At 62.1% G+C, this 15,469-nt stretch carries 12 protein-coding genes and 1 pseudogene; 6 read left to right on the forward strand and 7 right to left on the reverse strand.

Features of this window, described 5'->3' with window-relative positions; all coding sequences use genetic code 11:
* Positions 1-8: 8 nt before the first annotated feature.
* Complete coding sequence (locus PSH84_RS16780) at positions 9-491, reverse strand: DoxX family protein (RefSeq protein WP_305481396.1); 483 nt, start codon at positions 489-491, stop codon at positions 9-11.
* Positions 492-588: 97 nt separating this feature from the next.
* Positions 589-807: a tautomerase family protein gene (locus PSH84_RS16785; RefSeq protein WP_122568387.1), complete on the reverse strand. Its 219-nt coding sequence runs from the start codon at positions 805-807 to the stop codon at positions 589-591.
* A 46-nt stretch (positions 808-853) separates the two neighbouring features.
* Between PSH84_RS16785 and PSH84_RS16790 the strand changes: the two genes are divergently transcribed.
* A complete protein-coding gene (locus PSH84_RS16790) occupies positions 854-1,534 on the forward strand; it encodes a DUF1203 domain-containing protein (protein WP_305481397.1) in 681 nt (226 codons plus the stop codon).
* A 12-nt stretch (positions 1,535-1,546) separates the two neighbouring features.
* The gene (locus PSH84_RS16795) at positions 1,547-1,783 is read left to right on the forward strand and encodes a hypothetical protein (protein ID WP_163006827.1); all 237 of its coding nucleotides are present in this window, start codon (positions 1,547-1,549) and stop codon (positions 1,781-1,783) included.
* Between the two features lie 279 nt (positions 1,784-2,062).
* Here PSH84_RS16795 and PSH84_RS16800 read toward each other — a convergent pair.
* Positions 2,063-3,848: pseudogene (locus PSH84_RS16800) on the reverse strand (IlvD/Edd family dehydratase).
* Between the two features lie 46 nt (positions 3,849-3,894).
* Positions 3,895-5,076 carry a fumarylacetoacetate hydrolase family protein gene (locus PSH84_RS16805; protein ID WP_305481398.1) on the reverse strand — a complete coding sequence of 394 codons (1,182 nt, stop codon included), beginning with the start codon at positions 5,074-5,076 and terminating at the stop codon, positions 3,895-3,897.
* Positions 5,077-5,190: 114 nt separating this feature from the next.
* On the opposite strand from PSH84_RS16805, the gene PSH84_RS16810 reads away from it, so the two are divergent.
* The 4 genes from PSH84_RS16810 to PSH84_RS16825 all read left to right on the forward strand — a co-directional run bounded on the left by PSH84_RS16810 (position 5,191) and on the right by PSH84_RS16825 (position 9,450).
* Positions 5,191-6,129 (forward strand): LysR family transcriptional regulator, encoded by a 939-nt coding sequence (locus PSH84_RS16810; RefSeq protein ID WP_122568391.1) that lies wholly within the window; start codon positions 5,191-5,193, stop codon positions 6,127-6,129.
* Between the two features lie 327 nt (positions 6,130-6,456).
* Positions 6,457-7,839: an MFS transporter gene (locus PSH84_RS16815; RefSeq protein WP_122568392.1), complete on the forward strand. Its 1,383-nt coding sequence runs from the start codon at positions 6,457-6,459 to the stop codon at positions 7,837-7,839.
* Positions 7,836-8,576 carry an SDR family oxidoreductase gene (locus PSH84_RS16820; protein WP_305481399.1) on the forward strand — a complete coding sequence of 247 codons (741 nt, stop codon included), beginning with the start codon at positions 7,836-7,838 and terminating at the stop codon, positions 8,574-8,576. The genes PSH84_RS16815 and PSH84_RS16820 overlap by 4 nt, the downstream gene beginning before the upstream one ends.
* A 25-nt stretch (positions 8,577-8,601) precedes the next feature.
* Positions 8,602-9,450, forward strand: a complete 849-nt coding sequence (locus PSH84_RS16825; RefSeq protein ID WP_305481400.1) for an ureidoglycolate lyase — start codon at positions 8,602-8,604, stop codon at positions 9,448-9,450.
* A gap of 776 nt (positions 9,451-10,226) precedes the next feature.
* On the opposite strand, the gene PSH84_RS16830 is transcribed toward PSH84_RS16825, so the two are convergent.
* The 3 genes from PSH84_RS16830 to PSH84_RS29035 form a co-directional block, all read right to left on the reverse strand.
* Positions 10,227-13,322, reverse strand: a complete 3,096-nt coding sequence (locus PSH84_RS16830; protein WP_305481401.1) for a multidrug efflux RND transporter permease subunit — start codon at positions 13,320-13,322, stop codon at positions 10,227-10,229.
* A 3-nt stretch (positions 13,323-13,325) separates the two neighbouring features.
* Entirely contained in the window at positions 13,326-14,495 is a 1,170-nt protein-coding gene (locus PSH84_RS16835) for an efflux RND transporter periplasmic adaptor subunit (protein ID WP_305481402.1), read from the reverse strand.
* A gap of 95 nt (positions 14,496-14,590) precedes the next feature.
* Positions 14,591-15,346: a methyl-accepting chemotaxis protein gene (locus tag PSH84_RS29035; protein ID WP_436278750.1), complete on the reverse strand. Its 756-nt coding sequence runs from the start codon at positions 15,344-15,346 to the stop codon at positions 14,591-14,593.
* Positions 15,347-15,469: the final 123 nt, after the last annotated feature.

The following is a 15,469-nucleotide window of genomic DNA, read 5'->3' on the forward strand; positions in this document are numbered from 1 at the left end:
AGCCGTTTCTATCGCAGACGCGTGCTCAAGCGCGCGTCCAATGAATAGACTCCGCCGCCGCGCGCGACGATGTAGAGCGCCAGAAATCCCATCAGCACCGGAAACTCGATGCCTCGGTCTATCCAGGGCCATGTCGGCCCCAACGCGTAGCTGATGGCAACCATTTGAATGGCGATCAGCAGAGCGACGAGCCGCGTGCCGAGCCCTGTCGCTAGCATCAACGCCCCAGCCGTTTCCAGGAGCATGACCAGAAAGGCCAGCTGCCCAGCGAAAGGCAGTCCCATCACGTTCTGGATGAGGTTGATAGACGCGGCCATTGGATCGGCCATCGAGCCATGGGCGGTGCGCAGAACCTTTGGCAAGCCGTGGGTAAACAGGACGACGGCGAAGATGATTCGCAGCAAGGCGTACAGATACGGTTCGAAACCGGCGACCCGTGCAGTCACGGTCGCCAACAGGGAGCGCGGCGAGGATACGTCTTGAGTTGTCATTGGGAATCCCTGGCAGGGTGGCTTGAAGCACTGATGCGTGACGTCGATAACGACCCCGCCGATGCGGGGTCGATGCGTCGCTGATGATTCGCAGGCGCTATTGTCCTTTCGCCGGCAATCCCATCTTCGCCAACGTCAATGTCTCATCGGCGCGGCCCCAACCACCGTCGGCGACCTCTTCGACAAGGACCATGGTGAACGGCCGCACCTGCTCGCCAAAGTACTCGACGAACATTTGCGTGGTGCGATGGATGATCTCCTCCTTGCGAGCGTGGTCCAGGATTCCTTCGGGGAATTTGTAGTTGGCGAATGGCATCGGTTTGCTCCGTGGGTGTGAAACAGATTGGGCGGGCGAAGAACCCATGGCGCGCATTTTTCTTGTTTGGGCCCGGGAGATAAACCCTGTTGAGTTGCCATCTGAATTCAATAACCGAGAACAATCGGTACTGCGGATCACTTTCACGTGCCAGTCTCCCTACGGGATTCGCGGCGTCATTGATTTTCGCCGCAAGAACCGGATAGCGGGTACTGCCCAGGTGCTCTCTTCTAGGCACTCACATCAAGAGGTGCCCATCATGAACTTTCGCATCACAGGCCTTGCCCCCGATCCATTCCGCGCACTGTTTGGATTGTCCGATGAAGCACTTGCATCGCGGGGGGTGAGGCGTTATGTCGTTGATCGTCAGCCAGGCTTTCCTGACCGCATAGAAATGAAAGACGCGGAGCTGGGGCAACGCATGCTGTTACTGAACCATGTCAGCCAGCCGGCCAACTCGCCGTACCGTGCCTCTCATGCGGTTTTCATCCGGGAGGGCGCGAGCCAGGCTTACGATGCCGTCAACCAGGTGCCTGAGGTCATGCGCATTCGACTACTGTCCCTGCGTGCTTTTTCCGAAGAGGGGATGCTGCTCGATGCCGATGTGGTGGACGGACAGGCAATAGAACCTGTGATCACCCGGCTGTTTGCCAATCCTGAGGTCAGTTACATCCACGTTCATAATGCGAAGCAAGGGTGTTACTCGGGGCGGATAGATCGGGCGTAGAAAGGGGAGCCGATGTTTGCAGAGCTTGGCTTAAGCGGAGTGTCAAATGGCTGGAGCACATCGGTGATGTTGGTCAGGCTGCTGCAGACGATTTTGCCGATGGTCCTGCCTCTCACTGTTGACGCTGAGATTGCTCAGCAACAAGCCGACATTCAGTCGGCACGGAGCCAGGTCGCAAGCCTGCGAAAAACGCTGCCCATCGTCGCCAAGCTGGCGGATGACTACCAACATCTACTGGATAAACATTGAATGTGCATACGGTGGGCGGGGTAATTACACGGCCCAGCCTTGACTGACGTCAGTTAGTTGAAATAAAGCCGGGCAATCATCCTGTGGCAAGGGAGCTTGCTCCCGCTGGGTCGCGAAGCGGCCCTGTTTTGGGGCTGCTGCGTAGCCCAGCGGTAGCAAGCTCCCTCGCCACGGTTTGTGTGTTTCCTCGTGGCGTCCACTTAACTGGTCGGCATTAGGCTTCGGCCTCTTTTTCCATTCTCAACAGTCTTGGATTCGATTGACTCCCTCGCAACCTTGTCAGTGCGAATGACGCGGCTCACCACTACGAGCAATCACCCGCAGATGCAACGTCGCCGGCTCCAGGCACCCCCCGGTGGACAGTTGCCCCACCAGTTGCCGGTACAGTTCCTGCCAGGGCGTTTGCGAAGGCGGGATGTTCGGCGCCCATTCGAGTCGGCGCCGGGCCATCTCTTCGTCGTCGATCAGCAGGTTCACGGTGCGTGTGTTCAGGTCCACTTTCAGCCGGTCGTTGGTTTGCAGCAACGCCAGGCCGCCGCCCACGGCCGCTTCCGGGGACATGTTGAGGATCGATGGGCTCGCCGAGGTGCCGCTCTGGCGGCCGTCGCCCAGGCAGGGCAGGGAGTCGATGCCTTGTTTGATCAGTGCGGCCCGGCGGGGCCATGTTCACCACCTCGGCGCTGCCGGGGTAGCCCACCGTGCCAACGCCGCGGATGACCAGGATGCAGCGTTCGTCGATGTCCAGCGCCGGGTCGTCGATGCGGGCGTGGTAATCCTCCGGTCCTTCGAACACGATGGCCCGGGCTTCGAAACTGTTCTCGGCGCCGGGCTCGGAGAGGTAGGTCTTGCGAAACGCCTCGCCCACCACCGACATCTTCATGATCGCGCTGTCAAAGAAGTTGCCACTGAGCACGATGAAACCGGCGCGGTGCTTGAGCGGGGTGTCGAAGGGATGGATCACATCGGCGTTGCTGGTCAGGCTGTTGCTGACGATTTCGCCGATGGTCTTGCCGCTGACCGTGGCGCAGTCTTCGTGCAGGCGTCCGGCTTTTTGCAGTTCATGCATGACCGAGGGCACACCGCCGGCCCGATGGAACCCTTCGCCCAGGTACTTGCCCGCCGGCATGCAATTGACCAGCAGCGGCACGTCTTCGCCAATCCGTTGCCAGTCATCCAGGCTCAGCTCGACGCCCATGTGCCGAGCGATGGCGATCAGGTGCGGCGGGCAGTTACTCGAAGCACCCAGGGCCGAGGCGACGGCGATGGCGTTCTCGAAGGCCTGGCGGGTCATGATCTGTGACGGACGTATGTCTTGCAGCACCAGCTCGCAGATGCGCTTGCCGGTGGCATAGGCCATTTGCCCGCGCTCGCGATAGGGCGCCGGAATGCTCGCGCAACCCGGCAGCGACATGCCCAGGGCCTCGGCCAGGGCGTTCATCGACAAGGCGGTGCCCATGGTGTTGCAGTGACCCACCGATGGCGATGCCGCGGTGGTCATTTCCATGAAGCCTTCGTAGTCGATCTCGCCGGCGGCCATCAGGTTGCGCGCGTGCCAGAGCACGGTGCCCGAGCCGATCAGTTCGCCCTTGTGATGGCCGTCAAGCATCGGCCCGCCGGAGAGGACAATGGCGGGCAGATCGGTGGTCGCCGCCGCCATCAGGCAGGCGGGCGTGGTCTTGTCGCAACCGGTGGTGAGCACCACCCCGTCCAACGGGTAGCCGTGGAGGATTTCCACCAGCCCCAGGTAGGCCAGGTTGCGGTCCAGGGCAGCGGTGGGGCGCCGCGACTGTTCGGCGATCGGGTGCACCGGGAATTCCATGGGGATGCCACCGGCGTCACGGATGCCGGCCTTGACCCGTTGGGCCAGTTCCAGGTGATGACGGTTGCAGGGAGTCAGGTCGCTGCCGGTTTGGGCGATGCCGATGATCGGTCGTCCCGACTGCAGCTCTTCGCGGGTCATGCCGTAGTTCATGTAGCGTTCGACATACAGGGCGGTCATGTCCGCATGGGCCGGGTCATTGAACCATTGCTCACTGCGCAGGCGGCGTTTTGGCGTGTCACTCATGATTCAGGTCTCTCTTGTAATGGGATGAATCGGTCACGGTCGTGGTTCAGCGCCCCAGCAGTCCGCGGGCGGAGAGGTTGCGCAACAAGGCACTGACGCCAAAGGTCCAGGGGGCCGCGTCGCAGCTGTGTGTCACCTGGTTATGCAGGCTGCCGAGCAACGGGCTGCTGATGCTGACCCGGTCCCCGCGCTTGTGGGTGAAACCGCTGCCGGGATGGTCGCGGTCTTCGGTGGGGGCGAACAGGGTACCGAGAAACAGCACAAAACCATCCGGATATTGGTGGTTGGCGTTGAGCGTCTGGCCTACCAGGTCCTGCGGGTCACGGCTGATCTGGCTCATGGAACTCGAACCGTGCAGACGGTAGCCATCTTCGCCTTGTACCTGGAGGTCGACCACGCAGGCGCGGACGTCATCCAGGCTGAAGTGTTCGTCAAACAGGCGAATGAACGGCCCGATGGCGCAGGACGCGTTGTTGTCCTTGGCTTTGCTCAGCAACAGCGCGCTGCGACCTTCGATGTCTCGCAGGTTGACGTCGTTGCCCAGGGTGGCGCCGTGGATCTGGCCACGGCTGTTCACCGCCAGCACCACTTCCGGTTCCGGGTTGTTCCATTGCGATATCGGATGAATGCCGATGCGGCTGCCGCTGCCCACGGCGGCCAGGACCGGCGCCTTGGTGAAGATCTCCGCATCCGGGCCGATGCCGACTTCCAGGTACTGCGACCACATGCCTTGTTCGATGAGCAAGGCTTTCAGGCGCATGGCTTGCTCGGAACCCGGCACGATGGCGCGCAGGTTGTCGCCGATCACGCCGTGTACGGTGGCGCGTACGGCCTCGGCTCTTGCCGCGTCGCCGCCGGCCTGTTCCTCGATCACCCGCTCAATCATGCTGGCGGCGAAGGTCACACCGGCGGCCTTGATCACTTGCAAGTCCAGTGGCGGCAACAGATACGGCTTGGTCGGGGCGGCATGAACGCCGGTGTTGGCCAGCAGCGCTTCGACGCTGGCGATGAAAGTGCCGGGTGTCTGCCTGACGGCGGCCAGGGGGGACTCTGTTTCCAGCAAGTCACTCAATGTCGCAAAACGTTCTGACAGGTCGAACACCCCGTCACTGCGCAGCACCACGGGGGAAGGTCCGGCGATACGGCCAGGCACCCAGGCACGACCAATCAGGGTGCCGACGACGCCATCGACGGGCAGGGTGTTCTCGGGAGTAAGCATCAGCGACATGGGCAGTCTTCCTGGTTCGTAAAGCTTTCAAGCTAGGGCGCGCAGTTGATGAACTCCAATGAGATATATTCAGTATCTGATAACGTCCGGTTATTGCATCGTCGAGGATTGCCCATGTCCGATCTGTCTTTCTCCAGCTTCTGCGGCTGGCTCAAATTCCGCCATCTGCTGCTGATCGATACCTTGGGGCGCACCTGCAACATGCATTTGGCGGCCGAGCAGATGAACCTCAGCCAGCCGGCCGTGAGCAAGATGCTCAAGGAAATCGAAAGCCTGCTCGGCTTCGCCCTGTTCGAACGCCGACCCCGGAGCATGCCGCCCACCGCACTGGGCGAACATGTGTTGCGTTACGCGCAGATCGCCTTGAACGACGCACGTTCGTTCGTCGAGCAAATCAGCAGCCTGCGCGAAGGCGGCCATGGCTACCTCAAGGTCGGCGGTATCTTTGCCGCAACGGCGGTGGCCTTGCCCGAGGCGATCCTGCAGATCAAGCAACGCTGGCCCTTGCTGTCCATCGAGGTGGTGGAGCAGACCAGCAACCATTTGATGAAGATGCTTGAAGAGAAAAAGCTCGATCTGGCGGTGGCCCGGTTTACCGAGCAAAGCCAGCACCAGCGCTACGACTTCCAACCCCTGGCCCCGGAACCGTTCTGCATCGTGGTCAATGACCGCCATCCGCTGGCGAATGCCGGGCCGACATCCTTGCAGCAACTGGTGGACCTGCCGTGGATTCTCTACCCGATCGGTACGCCGATCCGCGCACGCATGGAACTGGCCTTTGCCGAAGCCGGGGTGGGGATGCCGCGCAACACCATCGACACCATTTCCATGCAGACCTTCCTCCAGGTCCTGCAACGAGGGCCCATGATCGGCATGCTGCCCAATGCCATGGTCGATCCGCTGCTCGAAAGCGGTCAACTCAAGACCCTCGATACTCCGCTGCACCTGGTGCCGCAGGACTACGGCATCCTCACGCGAAAGGATGAGCCATTGGTGGGCGCGGCGCTGGAGTTTGCCGATATCCTCAAGGACAACGCCCGTCTGAGCCGTTGAATGTGCCGCCGCCATCGCGAGCAAGCTCGCTCCCACAGGGGGCGGGAGTGTCGCGAATCTCTCAGCCAACACGAAACATCTGTGGGAGCGAGCTTGCTCGCGATGGCGGAGGATCAGCCTGCACCGAACCCTGTGGCGAGGGAGCTTGCTCCCGCTGGGCTACGCAGTAGCCCCCTTGCCAAACCCAAGTCTCGATAACAATACGTTATCGACTAATCCAAAAATGCCATTGGGAAAGAATCGATTCCCGACAGTAGAGTCCTCGTTCAATCGCCGGATGATTCGTTCATTCGACGTGACCCAATAAAAACAATCAGGGGTTACCTCATGCAAACCATCTCCGAGCAGTTGCCCGCTCAGGCGCAAGCCGGCGAGCTCGATTTTGAAGACCGGACCTACCGCAAGGTCATCTGGCGGATCCTGCCCGTGTTGCTGTTGTGCTACATGGCGGCATACCTCGATCGGGTGAACATCGGGTTCGCCAAGCTCGACATGCTCAACGAGCTGCAATTCAGCAACACCGTGTATGCCTTGGGCGCCAGTATGTTTTTCTGGGGCTATTTCCTCTTCGAAGTGCCCAGCAACCTGTTGCTGCATCGCTTTGGCGCAAGGTTCTGGATCGCCCGGATCATGCTCAGTTGGGCGGTGATCTCCATGGCCGTGGCCTACACCGTACCGCTGGCGGCTTTCTTCCACCTCGAATCGAGCACGATGTTCTATGTGCTGCGCTTCCTCTTGGGCATCTGCGAAGCGGGCTTTTTCCCTGGAGTGATCCTCTACCTCAACTACTGGTTTCCGACCCACCGCCAGAGCCGGGTGATGTCCGGGTTCCTGCTGGCGCTGCCGGTGAGCCTGACCTTGGGCGGCATACTCTCCGGTTGGCTGATGAACAGCATGCAAGGGGTGCATGGTTTGTCTGGCTGGCAATGGATGCTGCTCATCGAAGGCATTCCGTCGATCATCATGGCGTTCGTGGTGATCGTCTGTCTGGCCGACAACATCGACAAAGCCAAATGGCTGACCGTCGCGGAAAAAGCCCTGCTCAAGGCCAATCTGCAAACCGACAACCAGGGCAAGGCCACGCGCTTGAGCGAAGTGTTCTTCAACCCTCGGGTGTGGTTGCTGGTGTTGATCCTGCTGACCTTCAACACCGGCTTCTATGGCCTGGCGTTCTGGATGCCGTCGATCATCAAGAGCACCGGCATCACCAACAGCTTGCACATCGGTCTGCTCACCGCCATCCCTTACTCGGTGGCGGTGGTGGCGATGCTGCTTAATGCCCGGCACTCCAACCGCACCGGTGAGCGGCGCTTGCATGCGGCGATTCCGGCGTTTATTGGTGGCGTCGGCCTGATCCTCAGTGCCTTTTTCGCTGACAACCTGGTGTTGTCCGTGCTCTTCCTCAGCGTCTCCGCTTCGGGGATCCTCAGTCTGATGCCGATTTTCTGGACCCTGCCGGGTACCGTGCTGTCGGGCGTCGCCGCCGCAGCCGGCATTGGCATGATCAACGCCATCGGCAACCTGTCCGGCTTTACCGGCTCGATGATCACCGCTGTGGCCGAAACCCTCACGGGCAACATCAACAACGGCACTTATGTGCTCGCCTTGTGTCTTTTGGTCAGCGGCGGGTTGATCTTGGCCATCCCTGCCTCGATGCTCGGCAGGACCCCTAAGCAGGCCATCACGGCAGCGCAACTGGAGACCGCATGAGTCTACAAAACAAGCGCGTGCTGGTGACGGCTGCGGGGCAGGGCATTGGCTTGGCCAGCGCCCTTGCCTTCGCCCGGGCCGGGGCCGAGGTGTTCGCCACTGACATCGATATCCATGCACTGGCGGGGATCGAAGGAATCACCGCCATGCCCCTGGACGTCACGTCGACCGCTGCCATCAGCGCCGCTTGCGAACGTATCGGCGGGCTCGATGTGCTGTTCAACTGCGCAGGCTACGTGCACAGCGGCAATATTCTGGAATGCGATGAAGCGGCCTGGGCGCGTTCGATGGACCTCAATGTTACGGCCATGTACCGGATGATCCGCGTATTCCTGCCGGGCATGCTGGCCCGTGGCGGTGGCTCGATCATCAACATGTCGTCGGTGGCCTCCAGTATCAAGGGCGTGCCCAATCGCTTCGCCTATGCGACTAGCAAGGCGGCGGTGGTGGGGTTGACCAAATCCGTCGCCATCGACTTCGTCAGCCAGGGCATCCGTTGCAACGCGATATGCCCGGGCACCGTGGATTCGCCTTCGCTGCGCCAGCGCATCGCCGACCAGGCCGCGCAACAGGGCGTCGATGAGGCGCAGGTCTACCGGCAATTTCTCGACCGCCAGCCGATGGGGCGTATCGGCAGCACCGAGGAAATCGCGCAATTGGCGGTGTACCTGGGCAGCGATGCGTCCGCCTACACCACCGGGGCGGTGCACGTGATTGATGGCGGCATGAGCCTCTGAATTTTCAATTGAGCAGGAGCACTTCATGAAACTGTTGCGTTACGGCGAAAAAGGTTCGGAAAAACCCGGGCTGCTGGATGATGACAATCAAATCCGCGACCTCTCGGGCCATGTGCCGGACATCGCCGGACAGGTCCTGGGCGCGGAGAGCTTGGCAGCGCTCGCCGCCCTGGACCCGCGCAGCTTGCCGCTCGTGGTCGGCCAGCCGCGCATCGGTGCTTGTGTCGGCCAGGTCGGCAAATTCATCTGTATCGGCCTGAACTATGCCGACCATGCCGCCGAGTCGAACATGGAGGTGCCGAAAGAGCCGATCATCTTCAACAAATGGACCAGTGCCATTTGCGGGCCGAACGACGACATCCAGATCCCCCGTGGGTCGCTCAAGACCGATTGGGAAGTCGAACTGGGCGTGGTCATCGGTAAAGGCGGGCGCTACATCGACGAAGCCAATGCCATGGAGCATGTCGCTGGCTACTGCGTCATTAACGATGTGTCCGAGCGCGAGTGGCAGCTGGAGCGCGGTGGCACCTGGGACAAGGGGAAGGGTTTCGACACCTTCGGTCCTCTCGGGCCCTGGCTGGTGACCCAGGACGAAATCGCCGACCCCCATACGCTGGACCTGTGGCTGGAGGTCGACGGACACCGCTATCAGAACGGCAATACCCGGACGCTGATCTTCAGCGTGCCGCAGCTGATTGCCTACCTGAGCCGGTGCATGAGCCTGCAACCCGGCGACGTCATCTCGACCGGCACACCACCGGGTGTTGGCCTGGGCATCAAGCCCAACCCGGTGTTCCTGCGGCCGGGCCAGACCATTCGCCTGGGGATCGAGGGGTTGGGCGAACAGCGCCAGGTCACGGTGCAGGCGGACTGATGGTTGGGCTTGCTGCCGCCTTCGCGAGCAAGCTCGCTCCCACAGGGGGAGCGCGGTCTCACCAAGAAACAGGTCGGCTGTAAGGCTGCCTTCGCGAGCAGGCTCGCTCCCACAATGGATCAGGGCATGGCCGGAGAAACAGGTCGGCTGTAAGGCCGCCTTCGCGAGCAAGCCCGCTCCCACAGGGGGAACGCGGTCTCACCAAGAAACAGGTCGGCTGTAAGGCTGCCTTCGCGAGCAGGCTCGCTCCCACAATGGATCAGGGCATGGCCGGAGAAACAGGTCGGCTGTAAGGCCGCCTTCGCGAGCAAGCCCGCTCCCACAGGGGGAACGTGGTCTCACCAAGAACCAGGTCGGCTATCAGGCCGCCTCGTGGTGGACGTTGATCTCGGCGCCCCGTTAACCACGCTGGCCGAACGCAGGCATTGTGGAGTGGGCATCCCGGCATGGATGCCGGGATAGCCGCGCTGGGCCATGGATGGCCCTTCGCGGCGGGCCCACGGAGCAATGCCTTCGTTCGGGCACACCGAGCCTAGGCGAGGTGCCGAGTGGTGGGGCAGAAGCGTTTTGGTTACTTTTGACTGGGCCGGCTTCCGGGCTCTTCAAAAGTGACCCGCTGTAAAAGCGGAACCCTAAGCAGCCGTTACCGCAGCAATGGATATGTACTCAATCACCAACATCCAGGCCAGCCGCGAGGCCGCCATCGCGAGCAAGCTCGCTCCCACAATGGAAACGGAGTAGGACCGGGAGAACCAGGCCGGCTATAAGGCCTAGCCTCACTTGGCATCAACACGCCTGACACGCTTCATCACCACCACAAAAAACACCGGCACGAACACCACCGCCAGCGTGGCGCTGATCATCCCGCCGATCACCCCGGTGCCGATGGCCTGCTGGCTCGCCGAGCTGGCCCCGGTGGCAATCGCCAGCGGCACCACGCCAAGGATGAACGCCAGCGAAGTCATGATGATCGGTCGCAGGCGCAGGCGTGCGGCCTCAAGCGTTGCGTCGATCAGATCGTGGCCTTCGTCGTACAGGCTCTTGGCGAACTCAATGATCAGGATCGCGTTCTTCGCCGACAGACCGATGATGGTGATCAGCCCGATCTTGAAGAACACATCATTGGGCATGCCGCGCAACGACACGGCCAATACCGCACCCAGCACCCCCAGCGGCACTACCAGCAACACCGAGGTCGGAATCGACCAGCTCTCGTACAGCGCCGCCAGGCACAGGAACACCACCAGCAGCGACAGACCTAACAGGATCGGCGCCTGGCTGCCGGACAAGCGTTCCTGCAAGGACAACCCGGTCCATTCCTGGCCCAGGCCCGTCGGCCCCTGGGCCACCAGCCGTTCGATTTCGGCCATGGCTTGCCCGGTGCTGTAGCCCGGTGCCGGTTCGCCGGAAATGCTCACCGCCGGATAACCGTTATAGCGAGTCAGTTGCGCCGGCCCCTGGGTCCAGCGGGCCTGGACGAATGCCGACAACGGGACCATTTTCCCACTGCTGTTGCGCACGTGGATCTTCAGCAGATCCTCGACCTGGCTGCGCTGGTCGCCCTCAGCCTGGACCACCACCCGCTGCATGCGTCCCTGGTTGGGGAAGTCGTTGATGTAGGCCGAACCCACCGCCGTGGACAACACGCTGCCAACATCGGCAAAGGAAATGCCCAGGGCATTGGCTTGCTTGCGGTCGACCTCCAATTGCACCTGCGGCGCTTCGGCCAGGGCGCTTTCGCGCACATTCATCAGCATCGGGCTTTTTTCGGCGGCGGCGAGCAATTCGCTGCGGGCCTGCATCAAGGTGGCATGGCCGAGGCCACCCCGGTCCTGCAAACGGAACTCGAAACCGCTGGAAGTGCCCAGGCCATCCACGGGTGGTGGCAGCACCGAGAACGCCATGGCGTCCTTGATTTGACCCAGCGCCAGATTGGCACGGTCGGCGATCGACGCCGCCGAATCCTCGGCACCGCGCTGCGACCAGTCCTTGAGGGTGGTGAAGGCCAGGGCCGCGTTCTGCCCACTGCCGGAGAAGCTGAAACCGAGAATGATCGTGCTGTCGCCGACCCCCGGCTCGCCGGCGTTGTGGGCTTCGATCTGCTCCACCACCTGCACCGTCCGGTTTTTACTCGCGCCCGGTGGCAACTGGATGTCGGTGATGGTGTAGCCCTGGTCTTCCACCGGCAGGAACGAGGAGGGCAGGCGACTGAACAGCAGGCCCATGCCCACCAGCAGCACGCCGTAGATCAGCAGATAACGGCCGCTGCGTTTCAGCGCATAGGCCACCCAACCCTGATAGCGGTCGCCGAATCGGTCGAAGCCACGGTTGAACCAGCCGAAGAAACCGCTTTTGGCGTGGTGGTCACCCGGGGCGACCGGCTTGAGCAAGGTCGCGCAAAGCGCCGGGGTCAAGGTCAGGGCGAGAAAGGCCGAGAACAGGATCGACGTCGCCATGGACAGCGAGAACTGCTGATAAATCACCCCCACCGAGCCCTGCATGAACGCCATCGGAAGGAACACCGCCACCAGCACCAGGGTGATGCCGATGATGGCACCGGTGATCTGCCCCATGGCCTTGCGCGTGGCCTCTTTGGGCGACAAGCCTTCCTGGGCCATGATCCGCTCGACGTTCTCCACCACCACGATGGCATCGTCCACCAGGATGCCGATGGCCAGCACCATGCCGAACATGGTCAGCACGTTGATCGAGAACCCCAGCGCGAGCATCGTCGCGAAGGTGCCCATCAACGCCACCGGCACCACCAGGGTCGGGATCAGGGTGTAGCGGATGTTCTGCAGGAACAGGAACATCACCGCGAATACCAGCAGCATCGCTTCGCCGAGGGTATAGATCACTTTGGTGATCGAGACTTTGACGAAGGGGGAGGTGTCGTAGGGAATCTTGTATTCCACGCCAGCCGGGAAGTAGCGCGACAGCTCGTCCATCTTGTTGCGCACCAGGGTCGCGGTGTTCAAGGCATTGGCGCCCGGCGACAGTTGCACCGCCACCGCGGTGGACGGCTTGCCGTTCAGGCGCGTGGAAAACTGGTATTCCTGGCTGCCGATTTCCACCCGGGCCACGTCGGCGATGCGCACCGTCGAGCCATCGGGGTTGGCCTTGAGCACAATGTCGGCAAATTCTTGAGGCGTGTTGAGCTGGCCTTTGACGACGATGGTCGCGGTGATTTCCTGGGTGCTGCGGCTCGGCAAATCCCCCAGGCTGCCGGCCGATACCTGGGCGTTCTGCGCCACGATGGCGGCATTGACGTCGGCCGGGGTCAGGTTGAAGCCGACGAGTTTCTGCGGGTCGATCCAGATCCGCATGGCTCGCTCGGCCCCGTACAGCTGGGCCTTGCCGACACCGTCCAGGCGCTTGATCTCGTTCATCACGTTGCGCGCCAGGTAATCGCTGAGGGCCACGTCGTCGAGCTTGCCGTCGCTGGAGGTGAGGGTGATCAGCAGCAGGAAGCCGGCGGAGACTTTGTCCACCTGCAAGCCCTGCTGCGTGACCGCTTGCGGCAGGCGCGACTCCACCGCTTTGAGGCGGTTCTGCACGTCGACCTGGGCCAGTTCCGGGTTGGTCCCGGGTTGGAAGGTCGCGGTGATGGTGGCGCTGCCCAGGCTGCTTTGGGATTCGAAATACAGCAGGTTGTCGGCGCCGTTGAGTTCTTCCTCGATCAGGCTGACCACGCTTTCGTCCACGGTTTGCGCCGAGGCGCCCGGGTACACGGTATAGATCTCGATCTGTGGCGGGGCCACGACCGGGTATTGCGCCACCGGCAGCTGTGGAATGGCCAAGACACCAGACAACAGAATGAACAGCGCGACGACCCAGGCGAATACCGGACGGTCGATGAAAAATTGCGGCATGGCTTAGTGTCCTGTCTGTGGCCCGGGAACCTGGGCGAGGGGAAGAGGGGAATCGTCGACTCGGACCTGCTCGCCGGGACGGGCGTGTTGCAGACCCTCGATGACGATGCGGTCGCCGGGTTTCAAACCGTGGGTGACGACCCAGCGATCGTTTTGCGCAGCGCCCAGTTGCACCGGTTGCTGGCTGACCTTCTGCTCGGCGTCCAGCAGCAAGACCTGGGCAACTCCGGCGCTGTCGCGCAGGATGGCCCGTTGCGGCACGGTGATGCCCTGGCTGTTGACTGCTTGTTCGAGGCGCACGCGGATGAAACTGCCCGGCAGCAGGTCCAGGTCCGGGTTGGGGAACTCGCTGCGCAGGGTGATCTGGCCGGTGCTCGGATCAACGCTGAGGTCGGTGAACAGCAACTTGCCGGGCAACGGATAAGGGCTGCCGTCGTCCTGGATCAAGGTGGCCTTGGCCTGGTCCTGGCCGACCGCTTGCAAAAGCCCCGCGCGAAAGGCGCGGCGCAGGTCGTTGAGTTCGCGGGTCGATTGCGTGAGGTCGGCGTGGATCGGGTCCAGTTGCTGGATCAGCGCCAACGGCGTGCTTTCGTTCTGCCCCACCAAGGCGCCTTCCGTCACCAGGGCGCGCCCGATGCGTCCGGAAATCGGTGCGGTCACCGTGGCGTACCCCAGGTTCAGTTTCGCCCGTTCCACCGCGGCCTTGTTGGCGGCGACGTCCGCGGCCGTCTGGCGCACGCTGGCCCGGGCGTTGTCGTAATCCTGGCCACTGATCGCCTTGTCGTCGATCAACTGGGCGTAACGTTGTGCCTGCAAACGGGCCTGGAACGCATTGGCCTCGGCCTTGCGCAACGCCGCCTCGGCACTGTCCAGGTCGGCCTTGAACGGTGCCGGATCGATGCGAAACAGCACCTCACCCTGTTTGACGTCGCGACCCTCATGAAACACCCGCTGCAAGACCACGCCGGCCACCCGTGCCCGGACTTCGGCGACCCGTGGCGCGGCGATCCGGCCGCTCAGCTCGTTGCTGATCGACAGTGGCCGGGCCTGGACGGTTTCGACACGCACGCTTGCCAGCGGGGCGGAGGCTTGCGGAGTCGAGGCGCTATCACAGCCACTGAGCAGCAGCGCGCCGACCAACAGGCTCAGTGTGACAAAAGGAATCTTGGACATGGTGCTTCCCCACTATTGAGCCGCCCATGGTAGGGATCGAAGCCAGTGCCAGGGGTGAAGCTTTGTAGGCGCTCTGTGAAATTGTGTAATCCCCCTTAAGTCCGAAAGTGACCCACCAACTTTTGCTGATGGTTGGCCATGGCATGCAGCGAGTGGCTGGCCTGCGAGGCTTCTTCCATCCGGCTGGTCAAGGTCTCGCTGATCCCGCGAATGTCGCTGACGCGATGACTGATGTCTTCCACGACAGCGCTTTGCTCCAGAGCGGCGCTGGCGATCTGCTGGTTCATGTGTTCGATCACTTCCACGGCGTCGGTGATGTGTTGCAGCGCCACATGGGTCTTTTCGACTTGAGCGACGCTGTCCCTGGCCTGTTCGCGGCTCAGTTGGGTGCTGTGCACGACCTCCTGGCTCAACTGTTGTAGTGCTTCGATCACCGTGCGTATCTGCTCGACCGAGTTCTGGGTGTTGCTGGCCAAATGGCGAACTTCGTCGGCCACCACGGCGAAGCCGCGCCCTTGTTCACCCGCCCTGGCTGCTTCGATGGCGGCATTCAAGGCCAGCAGGTTGGTCTGTTGGGCAATGGCACAGATCACGTCCAGCACCTGGCCGATGTGCTGGCTGTTGCCGGCCAGCGCCTGCACTTGCTCGAGGGTGGTTTCCAGGCGCCGGTCTAGGCTGTCGATGCTGGTGACCGCGTTGGCGAACAATTCCCGTCCCGATCGGCTTGCGTTCTCAGCGACGGTGGCGGCATCGGCCGCCTGGTTGGAATGGCGAGCCACTTCCTGGGCGCTGGTGCTCATTTCATGCAGGGCGGTTGCTGCCAGCTCGACTTCCCGGTACTGCGTGTGCATGCCCGCGCTGACTTCCCGGGCCACTTGCGCCGACGTATCGGCGGTGTCGCGGGTGTCCAGGGAGGCTTGCTGGATATCGCGGATGATGGGTTGCAGTTTGTCGAGGAAACGGTTGAACCCCCT

It is taken from the genome of Pseudomonas beijingensis (genome assembly GCF_030687295.1).
Lineage (GTDB): Bacteria > Pseudomonadota > Gammaproteobacteria > Pseudomonadales > Pseudomonadaceae > Aquipseudomonas > Aquipseudomonas beijingensis.

Coding starts and splice junctions, on each gene's coding strand:
- PSH84_RS16830 (WP_305481401.1), bottom strand. CDS start 13,322: ATGCCGCAATTTTTCATCGACCGTCCGGTATTCGCCTGGGTCGTCGCG.
- PSH84_RS16835 (WP_305481402.1), bottom strand. CDS start 14,495: ATGTCCAAGATTCCTTTTGTCACACTGAGCCTGTTGGTCGGCGCGCTG.
- PSH84_RS16795 (WP_163006827.1), top strand. CDS start 1,547: ATGTTTGCAGAGCTTGGCTTAAGCGGAGTGTCAAATGGCTGGAGCACA.
- PSH84_RS16805 (WP_305481398.1), bottom strand. CDS start 5,076: ATGTCGCTGATGCTTACTCCCGAGAACACCCTGCCCGTCGATGGCGTC.
- PSH84_RS16810 (WP_122568391.1), top strand. CDS start 5,191: ATGTCCGATCTGTCTTTCTCCAGCTTCTGCGGCTGGCTCAAATTCCGC.
- PSH84_RS16785 (WP_122568387.1), bottom strand. CDS start 807: ATGCCATTCGCCAACTACAAATTCCCCGAAGGAATCCTGGACCACGCT.
- PSH84_RS16790 (WP_305481397.1), top strand. CDS start 854: ATGGCGCGCATTTTTCTTGTTTGGGCCCGGGAGATAAACCCTGTTGAG.
- PSH84_RS16780 (WP_305481396.1), bottom strand. CDS start 491: ATGACAACTCAAGACGTATCCTCGCCGCGCTCCCTGTTGGCGACCGTG.
- PSH84_RS16825 (WP_305481400.1), top strand. CDS start 8,602: ATGAAACTGTTGCGTTACGGCGAAAAAGGTTCGGAAAAACCCGGGCTG.
- PSH84_RS16820 (WP_305481399.1), top strand. CDS start 7,836: ATGAGTCTACAAAACAAGCGCGTGCTGGTGACGGCTGCGGGGCAGGGC.
- PSH84_RS16815 (WP_122568392.1), top strand. CDS start 6,457: ATGCAAACCATCTCCGAGCAGTTGCCCGCTCAGGCGCAAGCCGGCGAG.
- PSH84_RS29035 (WP_436278750.1), bottom strand. CDS start 15,346: ATGCACACGCAGTACCGGGAAGTCGAGCTGGCAGCAACCGCCCTGCAT.